This window comes from Pseudomonas sp. P106(2024) (genome assembly GCF_057480815.1).
On the sequence record NZ_JBLIYU010000021.1, the window covers coordinates 35,917 to 50,685 of the forward strand.

The 14,769-nt window shown below is 67.0% G+C and carries 9 protein-coding genes; 3 read left to right on the plus strand and 6 right to left on the minus strand.

All coding sequences use genetic code 11. The features are described from left to right. Positions 1-17: 17 nt before the first annotated feature. The 5 genes from AC25M7_RS23630 to AC25M7_RS23650 form a co-directional block, all read right to left on the minus strand. Positions 18-2,792: a malto-oligosyltrehalose synthase gene (locus AC25M7_RS23630; protein WP_486971525.1), complete on the minus strand. Its 2,775-nt coding sequence runs from the start codon at positions 2,790-2,792 to the stop codon at positions 18-20. Continuing rightward, complete coding sequence (gene malQ / locus AC25M7_RS23635; RefSeq protein ID WP_028692578.1) at positions 2,789-4,858, minus strand: 4-alpha-glucanotransferase; 2,070 nt, start codon at positions 4,856-4,858, stop codon at positions 2,789-2,791. The genes AC25M7_RS23630 and malQ overlap by 4 nt, the downstream gene beginning before the upstream one ends. Continuing rightward, on the minus strand, positions 4,855-6,597 hold the full coding sequence (gene treZ, locus AC25M7_RS23640; RefSeq protein WP_486971526.1) for a malto-oligosyltrehalose trehalohydrolase: 1,743 nt from the start codon (positions 6,595-6,597) through the stop codon (positions 4,855-4,857). The genes malQ and treZ overlap by 4 nt, the downstream gene beginning before the upstream one ends. Positions 6,598-6,611: 14 nt before the next feature. Then, entirely contained in the window at positions 6,612-8,171 is a 1,560-nt protein-coding gene (glgA, locus tag AC25M7_RS23645) for a glycogen synthase GlgA (protein ID WP_028692576.1), read from the minus strand. Positions 8,172-8,663: 492 nt separating this feature from the next. Next, positions 8,664-8,831 (minus strand): DUF6026 family protein, encoded by a 168-nt coding sequence (locus AC25M7_RS23650; RefSeq protein ID WP_172402379.1) that lies wholly within the window; start codon positions 8,829-8,831, stop codon positions 8,664-8,666. Between the two features lie 160 nt (positions 8,832-8,991). On the opposite strand from AC25M7_RS23650, the gene gnd reads away from it, so the two are divergent. Both gnd and zwf read left to right on the plus strand, forming a co-directional pair. Beyond that, positions 8,992-10,011 (plus strand): phosphogluconate dehydrogenase (NAD(+)-dependent, decarboxylating), encoded by a 1,020-nt coding sequence (gene gnd / locus AC25M7_RS23655; protein WP_486971531.1) that lies wholly within the window; start codon positions 8,992-8,994, stop codon positions 10,009-10,011. Beyond that, positions 10,012-11,505 carry a glucose-6-phosphate dehydrogenase gene (gene zwf, locus AC25M7_RS23660; protein ID WP_062359462.1) on the plus strand — a complete coding sequence of 498 codons (1,494 nt, stop codon included), beginning with the start codon at positions 10,012-10,014 and terminating at the stop codon, positions 11,503-11,505. Positions 11,506-11,565: 60 nt separating this feature from the next. Here the strand turns inward: zwf and AC25M7_RS23665 are convergent, their stop codons facing one another. Continuing rightward, positions 11,566-12,615 carry a 3-oxoacyl-[acyl-carrier-protein] synthase III C-terminal domain-containing protein gene (locus tag AC25M7_RS23665; RefSeq protein WP_062359461.1) on the minus strand — a complete coding sequence of 350 codons (1,050 nt, stop codon included), beginning with the start codon at positions 12,613-12,615 and terminating at the stop codon, positions 11,566-11,568. 241 nt (positions 12,616-12,856) lie between these two features. On the opposite strand from AC25M7_RS23665, the gene AC25M7_RS23670 reads away from it, so the two are divergent. Then, positions 12,857-14,653, plus strand: coding sequence for a glycoside hydrolase family 15 protein (locus tag AC25M7_RS23670; protein WP_486971527.1), 1,797 nt, complete (start codon positions 12,857-12,859; stop codon positions 14,651-14,653). Positions 14,654-14,769 lie beyond the last annotated feature (116 nt).

Consider the following 14,769-nt stretch of genomic DNA (forward strand, 5'->3'; position numbering starts at 1 on the left):
GACACTCCTGAATGCAGTTAGGCATGTTCAATCAACACATTGACTGGAAACTCCATCAGCACGGTGCTCAACATCAGTTCCCTTGAAGGGGTGACAGCACCGCCGCCGAAAAGTCCCGAGCAGTTGGCAGGCGACAAGGCAAACGGCAGGACAAGCCGGGTGTCGTCCCAGTTCTGTGCCGGGATCAACGGGGTGGTGGCCGGGCCCAGCAGGGCGCTGGCCAACCGCGGTACGACGATGATGGCGCGGGCGTCCTCGCCCAGCCGGGCGAAGGCCAGCACCTTGTCGGCATGGCGCCCGCGCACGGCAAGCGGCAGGTAGGCGCCACGCTGGAACAGTTCGGGGTGGGCCTGGCGGGCGTCCAGCACCCGGGCCACCAGGGCCTGCTTGAGGCGGCCGTCGCGCCAGTGGGCGAGCAGATCGGCCAGGGGCGTTGCGTCGTCCAGGCTGGCCCGTCTTGCAGGGTAGTCCACCGGGCGGCGGTTGTCCGGGTCGACCAGCGACAGGTCCCAGTACTCGTTGCCCTGGTAAAGATCCGGCACGCCGGGCGTGGTCATGCGCAACAGGCACTGCACCAGGCCGTTCAAGGCGCCGGGGCAGGCCAGGCGGCGCGCCGCTTCGTGCAGGGACTGGCGCAACTGCTGGTTTTCGTCGTTCAGCAGCAGGCCGTCGACATAGGTCGCGCAGGCCTGCTCGTAGCGCTCGTTCGGCGCGGCCCAGCTGCTGCGCAGCTTGGCTTCGCGCAGGGCCTTGCGCTGCCATTGGCGGATGCGTTCGGCATAGGCGCGCAGGGCCGTTGGGTCATGCAGGTCGAGGGTCAGCGGCCAGCTGCCGAGCAACGTCTGCAACAGCAGCAGTTCGTCGGCGGGGCTGGGGGCCTCGCCATCGTCCAGTGCTTCGCGCAGCGGCGCGGCCAGCTCGCGCCAGTGCTCGACGCGGCTGGCCAGCCAGGGGCCGTGCTCGCTGAGCACGGCCAGGCGCGCCCGGCAATCCTCGCCGCGCTTGTGATCGTGGGTGGCGGTGGCCAACAGGTTGTCGGGGAAGTCGCGCAGGCGGCGCTGGGCCTCGTTGTGGAACCAGGCCGGCGCGGCGCTGAAGCGCTCGGCGTCGAAGCCCACGTCGTTGCGCGACAGCAGGCGGGCCGAGCGATAGAACGCGGTGTCCTCGACGGCCTTGGCGGCGCTGGGCGCGGTCAGTTGCTGGAAGCGCACGCAGGCATGGTGCAGGTGCTTGCGCGGCCGGCCCGGCGGCAAGCGGCGCCACGGCTGGCCACCGAGCCAGCGCTCTAGCTGCTCGAGCAGCGGCCAGTCGGCTTCGCCCAGTGACTGCCGCGCCCCGGCCAACGCCTGCTGGAAAAACGCCTCGTCCTCGGCGGGGCGGCCACAGGCGTTGATGTAGGTGCGGTATACCGGGTAGTGCTCGACCAGCGCCTGCAGCGCCCGGCGAATGGCGCCAAGGGTGAGGTCGCGGGTCATCAGGTCGTCGCGGGCCACCTGCAGCAGGGCCTGGGCCACCGACTCGCAGTCGCCGGCCAGGCTGGCGTTGAGTACCAGGTGGCGGGCAGTGCGCACCTCCTCGGCGAACTCGGGGCGCTCGCTGACGCTGTTCCACAACTCGCCCAGCGGCCCCTCGCCGGCGGGATCGTGCTGCAGCAGCGACACCTGGTTCATGAACTCGTAGCCGGTGGTACCGTCGGTGAGCCAGTCGCGGTGCAGGTGTTCGTCGGCGCCGAGGATTTTCTCCACATAGATCGGGAAGTGCGCCAGTGCGGCATCCAGTGGCCGTCGCGCCAGCAAGCGGTCGACCCGGCGGCGCAGGTTGCGGCAGTAGCGTCGCGGATCGGCCAGGCCATCGATATGGTCGATGCGCAGGCCGTCCACCAGGCCGCGTTCGATCAGCTCGAACAGCTTGGCATGGGTGGCCTCGAACACCACCGCGCGCTCGACGCGCAGGCCACCGAGTTCGTTGATGTCGAAGAAGCGCCGCCAGTTGATGTCGTCGGCGGCGGTGCGCCAGCTGGCCAGGCGGTAGGTCTGGCGTTCCAGCAGCAGGTGCAAGCGCTTGAAACCGGCCTCGGTGCGGCTGTCGAAGGCGCCGAGGGCCGCTTGCAGGTCCGCGCCGGCGGCGGCCAGGCGCGCCAGCTCGTGCTGCAGGGACAGGGCCGCGGCCAGTGGGTCGTCGGCCTCGCCGAGGGCGCTGAAGTGCGCGGCCAGTGCCTGCAGGCGCGGATCCTCGGCCTGATCGAGGATGCGCCCGTAGTCCAGCGGACAGATCGGGAAGCGATGTTCATGGTGGGCCACCTCAAAACGCCCCTGTGGCGCCTCGAAGGTCAGCGGGATCTCGCCGTTTTGCAGGGCCGCGCCGTAATCGCTGCCCAGGAACGGCAGCAACAGTTGCCCGGCCAGCAACGGGTCGCTGGAATGCCACTGGATATCGAAGAATTCCGCATAGGGGCTGCGCCGGCCCCAGGCCAGCAGGCTCTGCCACCAGGGATTGTCGGCGCCGCCGACGGCCATGTGGTTGGACACGGTGTCGAGGATCAGCCCCATGCCGTGCTGGCGCAACGCGGCCACCAGGCGTTCGAGCGCCGCCTCGCCGCCAAGCTCCGGGTTGACCCGGGTCGGGTCGACCACGTCGTAGCCATGCCGGGAACCGGCGCGGGCGGTGAGGATCGGCGAAGCGTACAGGTGGCTGATGCCAAGGCGGGCGAAGTAGGGCACCAGCGGCACCGCGTCATCCAGGGTGAAGTCGCTGTGCAGTTGCAGTCGCAGGGTCGCGGTCAACGGTTTCATCGGTCACGCTCCCAGGCCTGTTCGCGAGCCTGGGCCAGCAGCTCCAGGCGGCGGGCGGCGTCCTCGTCGTCGAGCAGATCGCATGCTGGCGCCTTGAAGCGCCGGCGCCAGTTGGGGTGGCCTTCGGTGGTGCCGGGCAGGTTGGCCTGCTCGTCACTGCCCAGCAGGTCTTCCAGCGGCACCAGTACCAGGGGGGCGCGGGTGTGGCCAACATAGCGGATCGCCGCGTCGATCAGCGCGTCGTCGCCGCGCAGTGGCCCGTAGTTCTGCTCCAGGGTGCGGCGCAGGCCGTCGCGTTCCAGGGCCCGGGTGTGGCGCCAGTGCAGCTCGGTGGCGGCGTCGATCAGTTGCAGGCGATGGCTCCAGTCGATGTCGCGGCCCGCCAGCCAACCGGCCAGGGGCGCCAGGTCGTGGGTGCCGGTGGTGGCCAGGGCATTGTCCGGCCAGTCGAGGATCGGCTTGAGCTGTCCGGGCGCGGCCTGCTCGAACGGCAGCACGCGCATGCCCAGCACGGCCTTGTCGGCCAGGCGTTCGCGCAGGCCCTCGGGCACGGTGCCCAGGTCTTCACCGAGGATGATCGCCTGGTGTCGCGCCGATTCCAGCGCCAGCAGGCGCAGCAGGTCGTCCAGCGGATAGTCCAGGTAGGCGCCTTCGCTCGGCTTGGCGCCGCGGGGGATCAGCCACAGCCGGCGCAGGCCCATCACATGGTCGATGCGCAGGCCACCGGCATGGGCCAGGTTGGCCCGCAGCATCTCGATGAACGCGCGGTAGCCGTTGCGCCTGAGGCCTTCGGGGGAGAAGGCGCAGATGCCCCAATCCTGGCCGGAGCGGTTGAGGATGTCCGGTGGCGCGCCGACCTTGAGCTCGGCCAGCAGTTCGTCCTGGCGGCTCCAGGCCTGGCTGCCGGCGCCGTCGGCCCCCACCGCCAGGTCGGCGATCAGGCCTACCGCCATGCCGTTGCCGCGCGCCGCGTCCTGGGCCCGCTGCAGGCTGCGCTCGGTCAGCCACTGGCAGAACGCGTGGAACTCGACCCGCGCCGGATAGGCGTTGGCGAAGGCTTCGACCTCGGGGTGGTAGGGGTCGTGCCAGGCCTTGGGCCAGCGGCGCCAGTCGGCGCCCAGGCCCGTACTGACAGCTTCCGCCTGCAGCACTTCGAAGCGGCAATGGTGCTCCAGTCGCTCGCCGGCGCTGGCGCGGAAACTCTCGAAGTCCTCGCGCAATGGATGCTCGCCCTGGCTGAACTGCCGGTAGAGCGCCTCGAGCAGGCGCAGGCGGGCATCGGCGGCCCGTGGCCAGTCCACCAGCGCCTGCTGCTCCAGCGTGTCGAGGGTCGCCTGCAGGTCGCAGGCCTCGATGGCCATGCGCACCTCGCGCTCGCCAAAGACCACACCGGGGCTGGCGTACAGCACGTTGCGCAGCAGCCGGCTGGAGGGCGAGTAGGGGCTGAAGTGGCGCTGATCGAACGCCGACAGGGTGTGGATCGGGCTGATCGCCAAGGCATCGGCGCCGCGCTCTGCGGCGTTGCGCGCCAGTTGCTCCAGGGCCAGGCAGTCGCCGTAGCCGCCATCGCCGGGGCGGCGCAGGCTGTACAGCTGCGCCGCGATGCCCCAGCAGCGCGGCGGTTGCTGCTCGACGCGGTCCTCCAGGGCATGGCAGCGCGGCGGCGCCACGGCCACGCTGAAGCTGCGGCCATCGATGTCAACCCGGTGGTAGCCCAGCGGCAGCTCGCCCGGCAACCGCGCCTGGGTGTCCAGGGCCAGGTGGCGGAGGCTGCCGTCCTCCAGTGTGCAGTGCGCCTGGCGGTCGGCGGTGAAATAGCGCCGCAGGTCCAGGGGCTGGCCGATATCGACGGTCAGCAGTGGCGGCAGGTGCTCGCTGTCCTCGGCTTGCTCGACGGCGCGCAGGCTGGCAGCGATGGCGGCGGCATCGCCGGCCGGGTGGCCGAGGCCTGCGAGCACTCGGCGCAATACCTCGTCGCTGACCTGCTGCGGGCGGTTGTTGGCATCGATCCAGTCGCGGGCCAGGCCGACCCGCGCGGCCAGGCGGTGGAGGGGCTGTTCGCTCATTGCGTCTCCTGGTCGGGGGGCAGTAGGCTGACCACGCAGCTGTGCGCGGCGAGGGCCGAGTCGGGGTGGGCGTTGTCGCTGCTGTCGTACAGGCGCCGCTGAAGGGCGGGCAGCGCGACCGGCTGGGGTTGGGCGGCGAGGTTGAGGTCGATGCGCAGCTCGTCGCCATTGCCCAGGCGCCAGCGGGCGGTCAGCGCCTGGTCGCCGAGCACCTCGCTGCCGAGGGCGCGTGCGCCGGGCAGGTGCGGTACGACATGGCGCCGGCGCAGGTCGAGCAATTGCTGGTACAGACCGTGCCAGCCGGCCAGTACATTCCGTTGCCGGGGCCTGGATGAGGCGAAGGTCGCCTCGGCATTCGGGTCGGGTATCTGCTCGCGCTTGTGCGGGTCGGCGAAGGCGTCGAAATGGGCGAACTCGCCGCGGCGGCCCTCACGCACGGCGTCGGCCAGCTCATCGTGAAAATCGGTGAAGAACAGGAACGGCTCACGGCTGCCGTCGTCGTCGCCCATGAACAGCAGCGGGATCATCGGCGCCAGCAGCAGCAGCGCGGTGGCGGCGCGCAGGGCCGGCGGTGGGCAGAGGCGGGTGAGGCGTTCACCCAGGGCGCGGTTGCCGATCTGGTCGTGGTTCTGCAAAAACAGCACGAAGGCGCTCGGTGGCAGGTGGCCGCTGGGCTCGCCGCGGGGCGTGCCGTGGCGGTCGGGTTGGCCCTGGAACACGAAGCCTTCGGCCAGGCAGCGGGCCAGTTGGTTGATCGGTCGGTCCTTGTAGTCGGCGTAGTAGCCTTCGGTCTCGCCGGTCAGCAACACATGCAGGGCGTTGTGGCCATCGTCGTTCCACTGCGCGTCGAAGCCTTGCTGCAGCAGTGCGGCCTGGTTGTGCTCGTTTTCCAGCACCAGCCATACGTGACGGCCCGGCTCCACGGCCGCGCGTACCCGTTGCGCCAACTCGACCAGGAAGTCGGGCTGATCGATGGCGTGCACGGCATCCAGGCGCAGGCCATCAATGCGGTAGTCGCACAACCACATCAGGGCGTTCTGGATGAAGTACTCGCGCACCTGCGGGCGACGGAAGTCGATGGCTGCACCCCAGGGAGTCTGCCGGTCCTCGCGAAAGAATGGGCTGGCGTACTGCTGCAGGTAATTGCCGTCGGGGCCAAAATGGTTGTACACCACATCGACCAGCACCATCAGCCCCTGGCCATGTGCCTGGTCGACCAGCTCACACAATTGCTCGGGACTGCCATAGGTGTTTTGCGGCGCATAGGGCAGCACGCCGTCGTAACCCCAGTTCCGCTCGCCAGGGAACTGTCCCAGCGGCATCAGTTCGACGGCGCTGATGCCCAGTTCGGCCAGACGCGGCAGGTGCCGGGCCACCCCGACGTAGCCGTCGAGCAAGCCGACATGCAGCTCCTGGATGACCGCTTCGTGCCAGGGGAGGCCCTGCCAGGGGTGTCGCCAGGCGTAGCTGGCCACATCCACCACCTGGCTCGGCCCCTGTACGCCATCGGGCTGATAGCGCGAGGCCGGGTCGGCCACCTTCAGTGCATTGTCGATACGGTAGTGGTAACGGTCACCGGCCCGGCACGGGGCCACGCCGGTGTACCAGCCGTCACCGTCGGGCAACAGCTCGATCGCCGGCTGCTGCTCCAGTTCCACGCTCACGCTGCGCGCATCCGGCGCCCAGAGGGCGAAGCGCGCCGACGTGGCGTCCAGCAGGTGTGCGCCATGCCTGTGCATCTTCAATTCCCCGCTCAGTAGTGGCTGTGCTGCGCCTGCTTGACCAAGTCCTCGTACAGGCGTGCATAGGGCTCCACCGCCTGGCACCAGTTGAACGGCTGGGTCATCGACAGGCAGCGCATGGCGTTCAACAGGCTCTTCTTGCCGTACACGTAGAAGGCGCGGGCCAGGGCCTCGCGGTAGCTGTCGACGGTCGAATCGTCGAACAAAAAGCCGGTGACACCGTTCTCGATGGTGTCGGCCAGCCCACCGGTGTTGCGCGCCACTGGCAGCGAGCCGAAGCGCTGGGCGTACATCTGGCTCAGGCCGCAAGGCTCGTAGCGCGACGGCATCAGCAGGAAGTCACTGCCTGCGAACATGCGCCGGGCGTCGGTCTCGTTGAAGCCGATGCGCACGCCGATACGGCCCGGATGACGCAGGGCCAGCTCGCGCATGGCCTGTTCCTCCTCGGGTTCGCCGCGGCCGATGATGGCGATCTGGCCGCCCTGCTGGACGATGTAGTCGGCCACCCCCAGGGTCAGGTCCAGGCCTTTCTGGTAGACCAGCCGCGACACAACGGCGAACAGCGGACCGTCCGACGGCTCCAGTTCGAACAGCTCACGTACCTGCTGGGCGTTGCGCGCCTTGCCGGCCCAGTCGTTGAGGCTGAAATTGTGGTGCAGGTGCTGGTCGGTGGCCGAGTCCCAGCTTTCATCGATGCCGTTGGGGATGCCGCCGAGCAGCCCTTGTTGCGCTTTGCTGGCCAGGAAACCGTCCAGGCCGCAGCCGAACTCGGGGGTGGTGATCTCCCGGGCATAGGTGGCGCTGACCGTGGTGATGTGGCTGGAGTACGCCAGGCCGGCCTTGAGGAACGACAGCTTGCCGTAGAACTCCATGCCTTCCTGTTGCATGGCGTGGTCGGGGATCGCCAGCTCCGGGCTGCAGCCGCGGCTGTACACGCCCTGATAGGCCAGGTTGTGGATGGTGAACAGGGTCGGGGTGCTCAAGCCGCGCCAGTGCATGTAGGCCGGGGCCAGCCCGGCCGGCCAGTCGTGGGCGTGCACCAGGTCGGGGCGCCAGTGGGCCATGCCTTCGCCAGCCGCGATTTCCGCCGCCGCCAAGCCCAGGCGGGCGAAGCGGATATGGTTGTCGGGCCAGTCGCGGCCGTTGTTGGCACCGTAGGGCGTGCCGTCGCGCTGGTACAGCTCGGGGCAGATCAGCACGTAGATCACCAGGCCGTCGGCCAGGTCCATGCGGCCGATCCTGCACGGTGGCAGGGCTGCGTGGCCACCCAGTTCGCCGACGATATGGATGGGGTTGTCGCTTTCCATTACCTGCCGGTAACCGGGGATCAGTACCCGCACATCGTGCAAATGCGCCAGGGCGCGGGGCAGGGCGGAGGACACGTCGCCCAGGCCGCCGGTCTTGACCAGGTCGGCGATCTCCGAGGTGACGAACAGGATCTTGCGCTTGTTCGGATTGTGCTGGCGCTGGGCGCCGGGTGCCTTGACTGTCGGAGCGAGCGCCGCTGGCAGCGGCTCGCGGCTATCCGGGTTGAATGATTCTACGTGAGGTTCGACAGCGGCACTGATCATACTTCTCTCCGTCCCTTGTTCTGGTGTGTGCTTAACGTTGGCTCGTGGGTGTGCTCTCTGATCGTTGTTGCATCTTCGTAGTGCGGTCCTTGCCCCAGATTCGTGCGCGCAGGCACGGCACGTTCGGCATTCCGGCCGAAAGACGTATTGACTGGTTGGGGTGGGCGGGCCTGGCGTGAGGAAGTCCTTTTGCACCGGCCCACTTAAGTCCTGACCTGCCCGTGCTTTGCAAAGTTCGACTTTTTTACGTCACTTTTTTTATGAGCAAAACGCGGGCCGAAACTGCAGTGTAGGAGACCAAATGCAAGAAAAGTGACCCGTTGGTCATGTTTCTCGCGGACGTTTGCCCGCGCAAACGTTGGCGAGTTGTTGCAAAATATGAGGGTCGCAGCGCTACGTTAGGGTTCGACCCGCTACGGGCGCGATACGGCAACAAGGAAGGGCGTCAGTGAGCGGGTGGGAGCCAAGGTGCTCCCACACAGGAAGGGTGAATCAGAGACCGGCGGCCTTGCCGTGCACGCGGGCCTGCTCGAGCAGCAGGTTCAGCTGGGCGACCTGCTGACGCAACTGGTCACGTTCGTCCTTCAACTGGCGCAGCTCGTCGCGGCGCACGGTGACATAGAGGGTCTGGGTGGGAGTGGCTGGCATCAGGGTACCCATGGCACACCTCGCATGGCTGGTGACAATTTGAAGCGTAGTCGCTTCGCGCGGCGCGCATTCTGAATTCTTCGCAGGCCCTTGGGAACTTTTTTGTTTATCGTTGTCGCCCCGTTCGTCGGTGAACCCTCCGCCAGAACGCTGGACTAATCTGAAATCGTCAATTGTTGTAAAGCAAAACCAACGGGAGCGTCGTCACATGCAACTGGGAATCATCGGGCTTGGCCGCATGGGCGGCAATATCGCAAGGCGCCTGATGCGCGCAGGTCACAGCACTGTGGTCCACGATCGCAACCGCGAAGCCATCACCACCCTGGAAGGCGAAGGTGCCGTGGGCGCCCACGACCTGGGTGCGCTGGTGCAGAAACTCAAGGCGCCGCGGGCAGTATGGGTCATGCTGCCGGCGGGCGAAATCACCGAGCAGACCATCGCCCAGCTCGCCGACCTGCTCGAGCCGGGCGACGCCATCATCGATGGCGGCAACACCTTCTACAAGGATGATGTGCGCCGCGCCGCCGAACTGGGCAAGCGTGGCCTGCACTACCTCGACGTCGGCACCTCGGGCGGCGTGTGGGGCCTGGACCGTGGCTACTGCATGATGATCGGCGGCGAGAAGGCGGTGTTCGAGCGCCTGGAGCCGCTGTTCAAGGCCCTCGCCCCGGGCGTCGGCGACATTCCGCGCACCCAGGGCCGCAGCGGCGAGCACGAGCGCGCCGAGCACGGCTACATCCACGCCGGCCCGCCCGGTGCCGGCCATTACGTGAAGATGGTGCACAACGGCATCGAGTACGGCCTGATGCAGGCCTACGCCGAAGGCTTCGACCTGCTGCGCAGCAAGGGCGGCCCGGAACTGCCGAAGGACCAGCGCTTTGACCTGAATGTGGCCGAGATCGCCGAAGTGTGGCGCCGCGGCAGCGTGGTCACCTCCTGGTTGCTGGACCTGACCGCCGACGCGCTGGTCGCCGACCCGCAACTGACCGAATTCAGCGGTTCGGTCTCCGACAGCGGCGAAGGCCGCTGGACCATCGACGCCGCCGTCGAGCAGGCCGTGCCGGTGCCGGTGCTGTCCAGCGCGCTGTTCGCCCGCTTCCGCTCGCGCCAGCAGCAGGGCACCTACGGTGACAAGATCCTTTCCGCCATGCGCCTGGGCTTTGGCGGCCACGTCGAGAAGAAGAAGGACTGAATGAGCAAATCGACCATCCCCGCTGCGCCGCCCTGCACCCTGTTCCTGTTCGGCGCCAGCGGCGACCTGGTCAAGCGCCTGCTGATGCCGGCGCTGTACAACCTCAGCCGTGACGGCCTGCTCGATCGCAACATGCGCATCGTCGGAGTCGACCACAATGCCGCCACGGCCGAGGCGTTCGCCGAGCGCCTGCATGCCTTCATGGCCGAGCGCGATGCCGGCAAGTGCCTGGACGAGAAGCTCTGGGCACGCCTGGCCAAGCGCCTGGACTACCAGACCGGCGATTTCCTCGATCCGCAGACTTACCAGGCCCTGGCCCGGCGCATCGACAAGACGCGCCACGGCAACGCCATCTTCTACCTGGCCACCTCGCCACGCTTTTTCCCCGAGGTGGCCCAGCGCCTGGGCGATGCCGGCCTGCTCGACGAGTCGGGCGGTGGCTTTCGCCGGGTGGTGGTGGAAAAGCCCTTCGGCACTGACCTGGCCAGCGCCGAGGCGCTCAACGCCCGCCTGCTCAAGGTGATGAACGAGCGGCAGATCTACCGTATCGACCATTACCTGGGCAAGGAGACCGTCCAGAACATCCTGGTCAGCCGTTTCTCCAACGGCCTGTTCGAATCGTTCTGGAACAATCATTACATCGACCACGTGCAGATTACCGCCGCCGAAACTGTCGGCGTCGAGACGCGCGGGGCGTTCTACGACAACACCGGCGCCCTGCGCGACATGGTGCCCAACCACCTGTTCCAGTTGCTGGCCATGGTCGCCATGGAGCCACCGGCGGCCTTCGGCGCCGACGCCGTGCGCGGTGAAAAGGCCAAGGTGATCGGCGCCATCCGCCCCTGGTCGCACAAGATGGCCCTGCGCAATTCCGTGCGTGGCCAGTACAGCGCCGGCAAGCAGGGCCGCAAGCAACTGCCCGGTTATCGCGAGGAGGCCAACGTCGCCCCGCACAGCCAGACCGAGACCTACGTCGCCCTCAAGGTGATGATCGACAACTGGCGCTGGGCCGGGGTGCCGTTCTACCTGCGTACCGGCAAGCGCATGAGCGTGCGCGACACCGAGATCGCCATCTGCTTCAAGCCGGCGCCCTACGCGCAGTTTCGCGAAAGCGAGCTGGAGCGGCCCAAGCCGAACTACCTGAAGATCCAGATCCAGCCCAACGAAGGCATGTGGTTCGACCTGCAGGCCAAGCGCCCAGGGCCGGAGCTGGTGATGGAAAATGTCGAGATGGGCTTCGCCTACAAGGACTTCTTCAAGATGACCCCAGCGACCGGTTACGAGACGCTGATCTACGACTGCCTCACCGGCGACCAGACCCTGTTCCAGCGAGCCGACAACATCGAAAACGGCTGGCGCGCGGTGCAACCGTTCCTCGATGCCTGGGCGGCCGAGGGCGGCGAAGTGCATGGGTATGCGGCGGGGGAGGATGGCCCCGAGGCCGGCGACGAACTGCTGGCGCGGGATAAGCGCGAGTGGCACACGCTGGGGTGACGCTGGCCGGGATAGCATCCTGCCGCCGTTACAGCGCGGCGGCAGGCCTTCAAAGCAGCCCTACAAGGTAAACGACAGCGCCGAGAACACCATCCCGCCACTGCCCGCCCAGCCCATGCAGAACTGGCCTGGCTCGGCTTCGCCCCGGCTCATGGCATCAAAGATGCCGAAGGGAATCGACGCGGTAATGATGTTGCCGGTCTTGTGCCCGACGTGATGCAACTTGTGATCGACGCCAATCATCTGGCCAATGTGTTCCCACATCTTTGGCGAGCCGGTATGGATGAACACTTTGTGCACGTCGTCCGCGGTGAGGTTCTGCATGTTGAAGACTTTCATCGCTTCGTTGCGCCCGTCTTCATGCAAGGCGGCGGCATAGGAGTTGAACTGGTACTGGCCACCGGTCGGTTCGATCTTGGCGATATCGGCCTCGTTGCAGAACAGCTTCCAGTCCGGCAAGGAGATCGTCGACAAGTCACTCAGATCAGGTCGGTTGATATAGGAGAACTTGAAGTTCCCCGGTGCCTCGTTACTCAGGATGGTGACGACGGCGGCCTCGCCAATGGTAAAGCTCGGGAACTTGTAGGCCAGTTCGGCCGACGACTGCAACGAGAAGTTCTTGGGCATCACCGGCCCGCCTTCCGACATGCCGAACTCCATGTTGACGATGGCGGCGTAGCGGATTTCACCGGCTTGCATCTTGCTGTTGATGACGTCCATGGCCGTCACCCAGCCGTTGCAGGCGTCGACCACATCGAAGTTGCGGCAGTTCAGGCCCAGCGCCTTGGCGATGAAGGTACTGTTGGCCGGTTCGATGAAACCACGGGTGACGTTGGGATAGATCAGCAGGTCCAGGTCGGCCTTGCTGATATTGGCCTGGGCCAGCGCCGCGTCGAATGCTGCTTCCATCAGGGCCATCGGCGTCTCGTCAGCCGCCAGCCAATGGCGGGTATCGCTGCCGCTTTTGTCCAGCAACTTGCCGATGGTCTTCAAGGTTTTCGGCAAGTCCTCCTGGAAGGTGTCCCTGGAGTGTTGTTCGACCAGGTTGATGACGTCCTGGTTGGTGACTTGGCGTGACGGCAGTATTGCGGAAAGTCCGACGATCTTCATATAACGTCCTTGTTGAGGGGATTGATCCTGCGTAATGGCTACGCATGGGCAGAGGCATGCTCATTCCTGTAAGCAGCCTCTGGCCCGCTATTTCTAGCACAGGAAAAGAGTGGCTCAATGTCGTGGATCAATGTTCCTGGGCATCGATATCGACAACTTCTACTCCACCCCGAGAGCACTTCAGCGGAACCCTGAATCCCTCTCCGGCATCCAACCTCAACCTCCCTCCCGAGGCTCCGAGATGCCCGCCCACATCGAAGACTACGCCCTCATCGGCAACTGCCGTAGCGCCGCCCTGATCAACCGCGACGGCGCCCTCGACTGGCTGTGCCTGCCACGCTTTGATGCTCCCGCGGTGTTCGCCGCGCTGCTGGGCAACGAGGAAAACGGACGTTGGCGCATCGCCCCCAGCGACCCGGTCGAGCACAGCGCGCGCCGCTACCTCGACGACACCCTGGTACTGGAAACCACCTGGACCACCGCCAGTGGCCGCGCCCGGGTGCTCGACTGCATGCCCCTAGGCGAGCGCAACGCCGTGCTGCGCATCGTCGAGGGCCTGGCCGGCGAAACGGCCTTCGAGATGGACCTGGTGCTGCGCTTCGACTACGGCCGCAGCGTGCCCTGGGTGGAAAAGATCGACCCGCTGACCCTGAGCGCCGTCGCCGGTCCCGATCGGCTGATCCTGCGCAGCAGCACCGAAATCCATGGCCGCGACCACCACAGCGTCGCCCGTTTTCGCGTGGGCGCGGGGCAGCGCCAGGTATTCAGCCTCTGCCACCAGGCCTCGCACCTGCCCGTGCAGCCCGAATGCGACATTGACCACGACTTCGAACAGACCCTGGAGCAGTGGCGCGCCTTCGCCGCCCGCTGCCCTGATGTCGGGCCTTACACCGACCGGGTACGTCGTTCGCTACTGACCCTCAAGGCCATGACCTACGCGCCCACTGGCGGCATGGTCGCCGCCGTCACCACCTCGCTGCCCGAGCGCGTCGGCGGCGAGCGCAACTGGGACTACCGCTACTGCTGGCTGCGCGACGCCACCATGACCCTGCTGGCGTTGATGAACCTGGGCTACTTCGACGAGGCCCAGGCCTGGCGCGAATGGCTGCTGCGCTCGGTGGCCGGCAACCCCGAGCAGATGCAGATCATGTACGGCCTGGCGGGGGAGCGGGATCTTCCCGAGTTCACCTTGCCCTGGCTGCCGGGTTACGAGGGCTCGCAACCGGTTCGGGTCGGCAATGCCGCCGCCGGGCAGTTGCAGCTGGACATCTACGGCGAACTGGCCGACGCCATGACCCAGGCCATCAAGGGCGGGCTGCCGCGCCACTCGCGCGGCGCAGCCATCGCCCGTGCGATCCTGCCGTACCTGGAAGGCATCTGGCGAGAGCCGGACGAGGGGCTGTGGGAGGTGCGGGGCGGCCGCCAGCACTTCGTGCACTCCAAGGTCATGGCCTGGGTTGCCTTCGACCGGGCGGCGGGCCTGGCCGACACCACCGAGGAGGGGCGTGAGCGCAGCCGGCATTACCGCCAGGTGGCGGACGAGATCCGTGACGAGGTCTGCCGGCGCGGGCTGGACGCCGGCGGCCGGCACTTCGTCCAGGCCTACGGCTCGACGGAGCTGGACGCGAGTCTGCTGCAGATCGCCCTGACCGGCTTTCTGCCGGCCGACGATCCACGCTTTCTGCGCACCCTGGAACAGATCGAAAGGCGCCTGCTGCGCAACGGCCTGCTGCTGCGCTACGACAGCGACAGTTGCAGCGACGGCCTGACGCCGGGGGAGGGGACGTTCCTGGTGTGTTCGTTCTGGCTGGCGGATGTGTATGTGCTGCTGGGGCGGCAGGACGAGGCGCAGGTGCTGTATGAGCGACTGACGGGCTTGTGCAATGACGTGGGGCTGCTGGCCGAACAGTACGACCCGGCGGGGAAGCGCATGCTGGGGAATTTCCCGCAGGCGTTCAGCCATATCGGGATCATCAATACGGCGTTGAACCTGCACCGGGCGCAGTGTCCGGTGCGGGATCGGGCGGGGGGCAGTTGATGGTGAGACGGTAGGGTTATCCTTGCTCCGGCGGCACTCCAGTGGCGAGGGCGTCTTTTCTTTACTCGTAGTAGCCCACGGTGTCCCTTAATTGGTCAGCGAATTCGTAGATGTCG

Bases quoted from the DNA above. Each gene is read 5' to 3' on its own strand.
- AC25M7_RS23670 (WP_486971527.1), top strand. From the start codon at position 12,857: ATGCCCGCCCACATCGAAGACTACGCCCTCATCGGCAACTGCCGTAGC.
- treZ (WP_486971526.1), bottom strand. From the start codon at position 6,597: ATGCACAGGCATGGCGCACACCTGCTGGACGCCACGTCGGCGCGCTTC.
- AC25M7_RS23665 (WP_062359461.1), bottom strand. From the start codon at position 12,615: ATGAAGATCGTCGGACTTTCCGCAATACTGCCGTCACGCCAAGTCACC.
- AC25M7_RS23650 (WP_172402379.1), bottom strand. From the start codon at position 8,831: ATGGGTACCCTGATGCCAGCCACTCCCACCCAGACCCTCTATGTCACC.
- malQ (WP_028692578.1), bottom strand. From the start codon at position 4,858: ATGAGCGAACAGCCCCTCCACCGCCTGGCCGCGCGGGTCGGCCTGGCC.
- glgA (WP_028692576.1), bottom strand. From the start codon at position 8,171: ATGATCAGTGCCGCTGTCGAACCTCACGTAGAATCATTCAACCCGGAT.
- zwf (WP_062359462.1), top strand. From the start codon at position 10,012: ATGAGCAAATCGACCATCCCCGCTGCGCCGCCCTGCACCCTGTTCCTG.
- AC25M7_RS23630 (WP_486971525.1), bottom strand. From the start codon at position 2,792: ATGAAACCGTTGACCGCGACCCTGCGACTGCAACTGCACAGCGACTTC.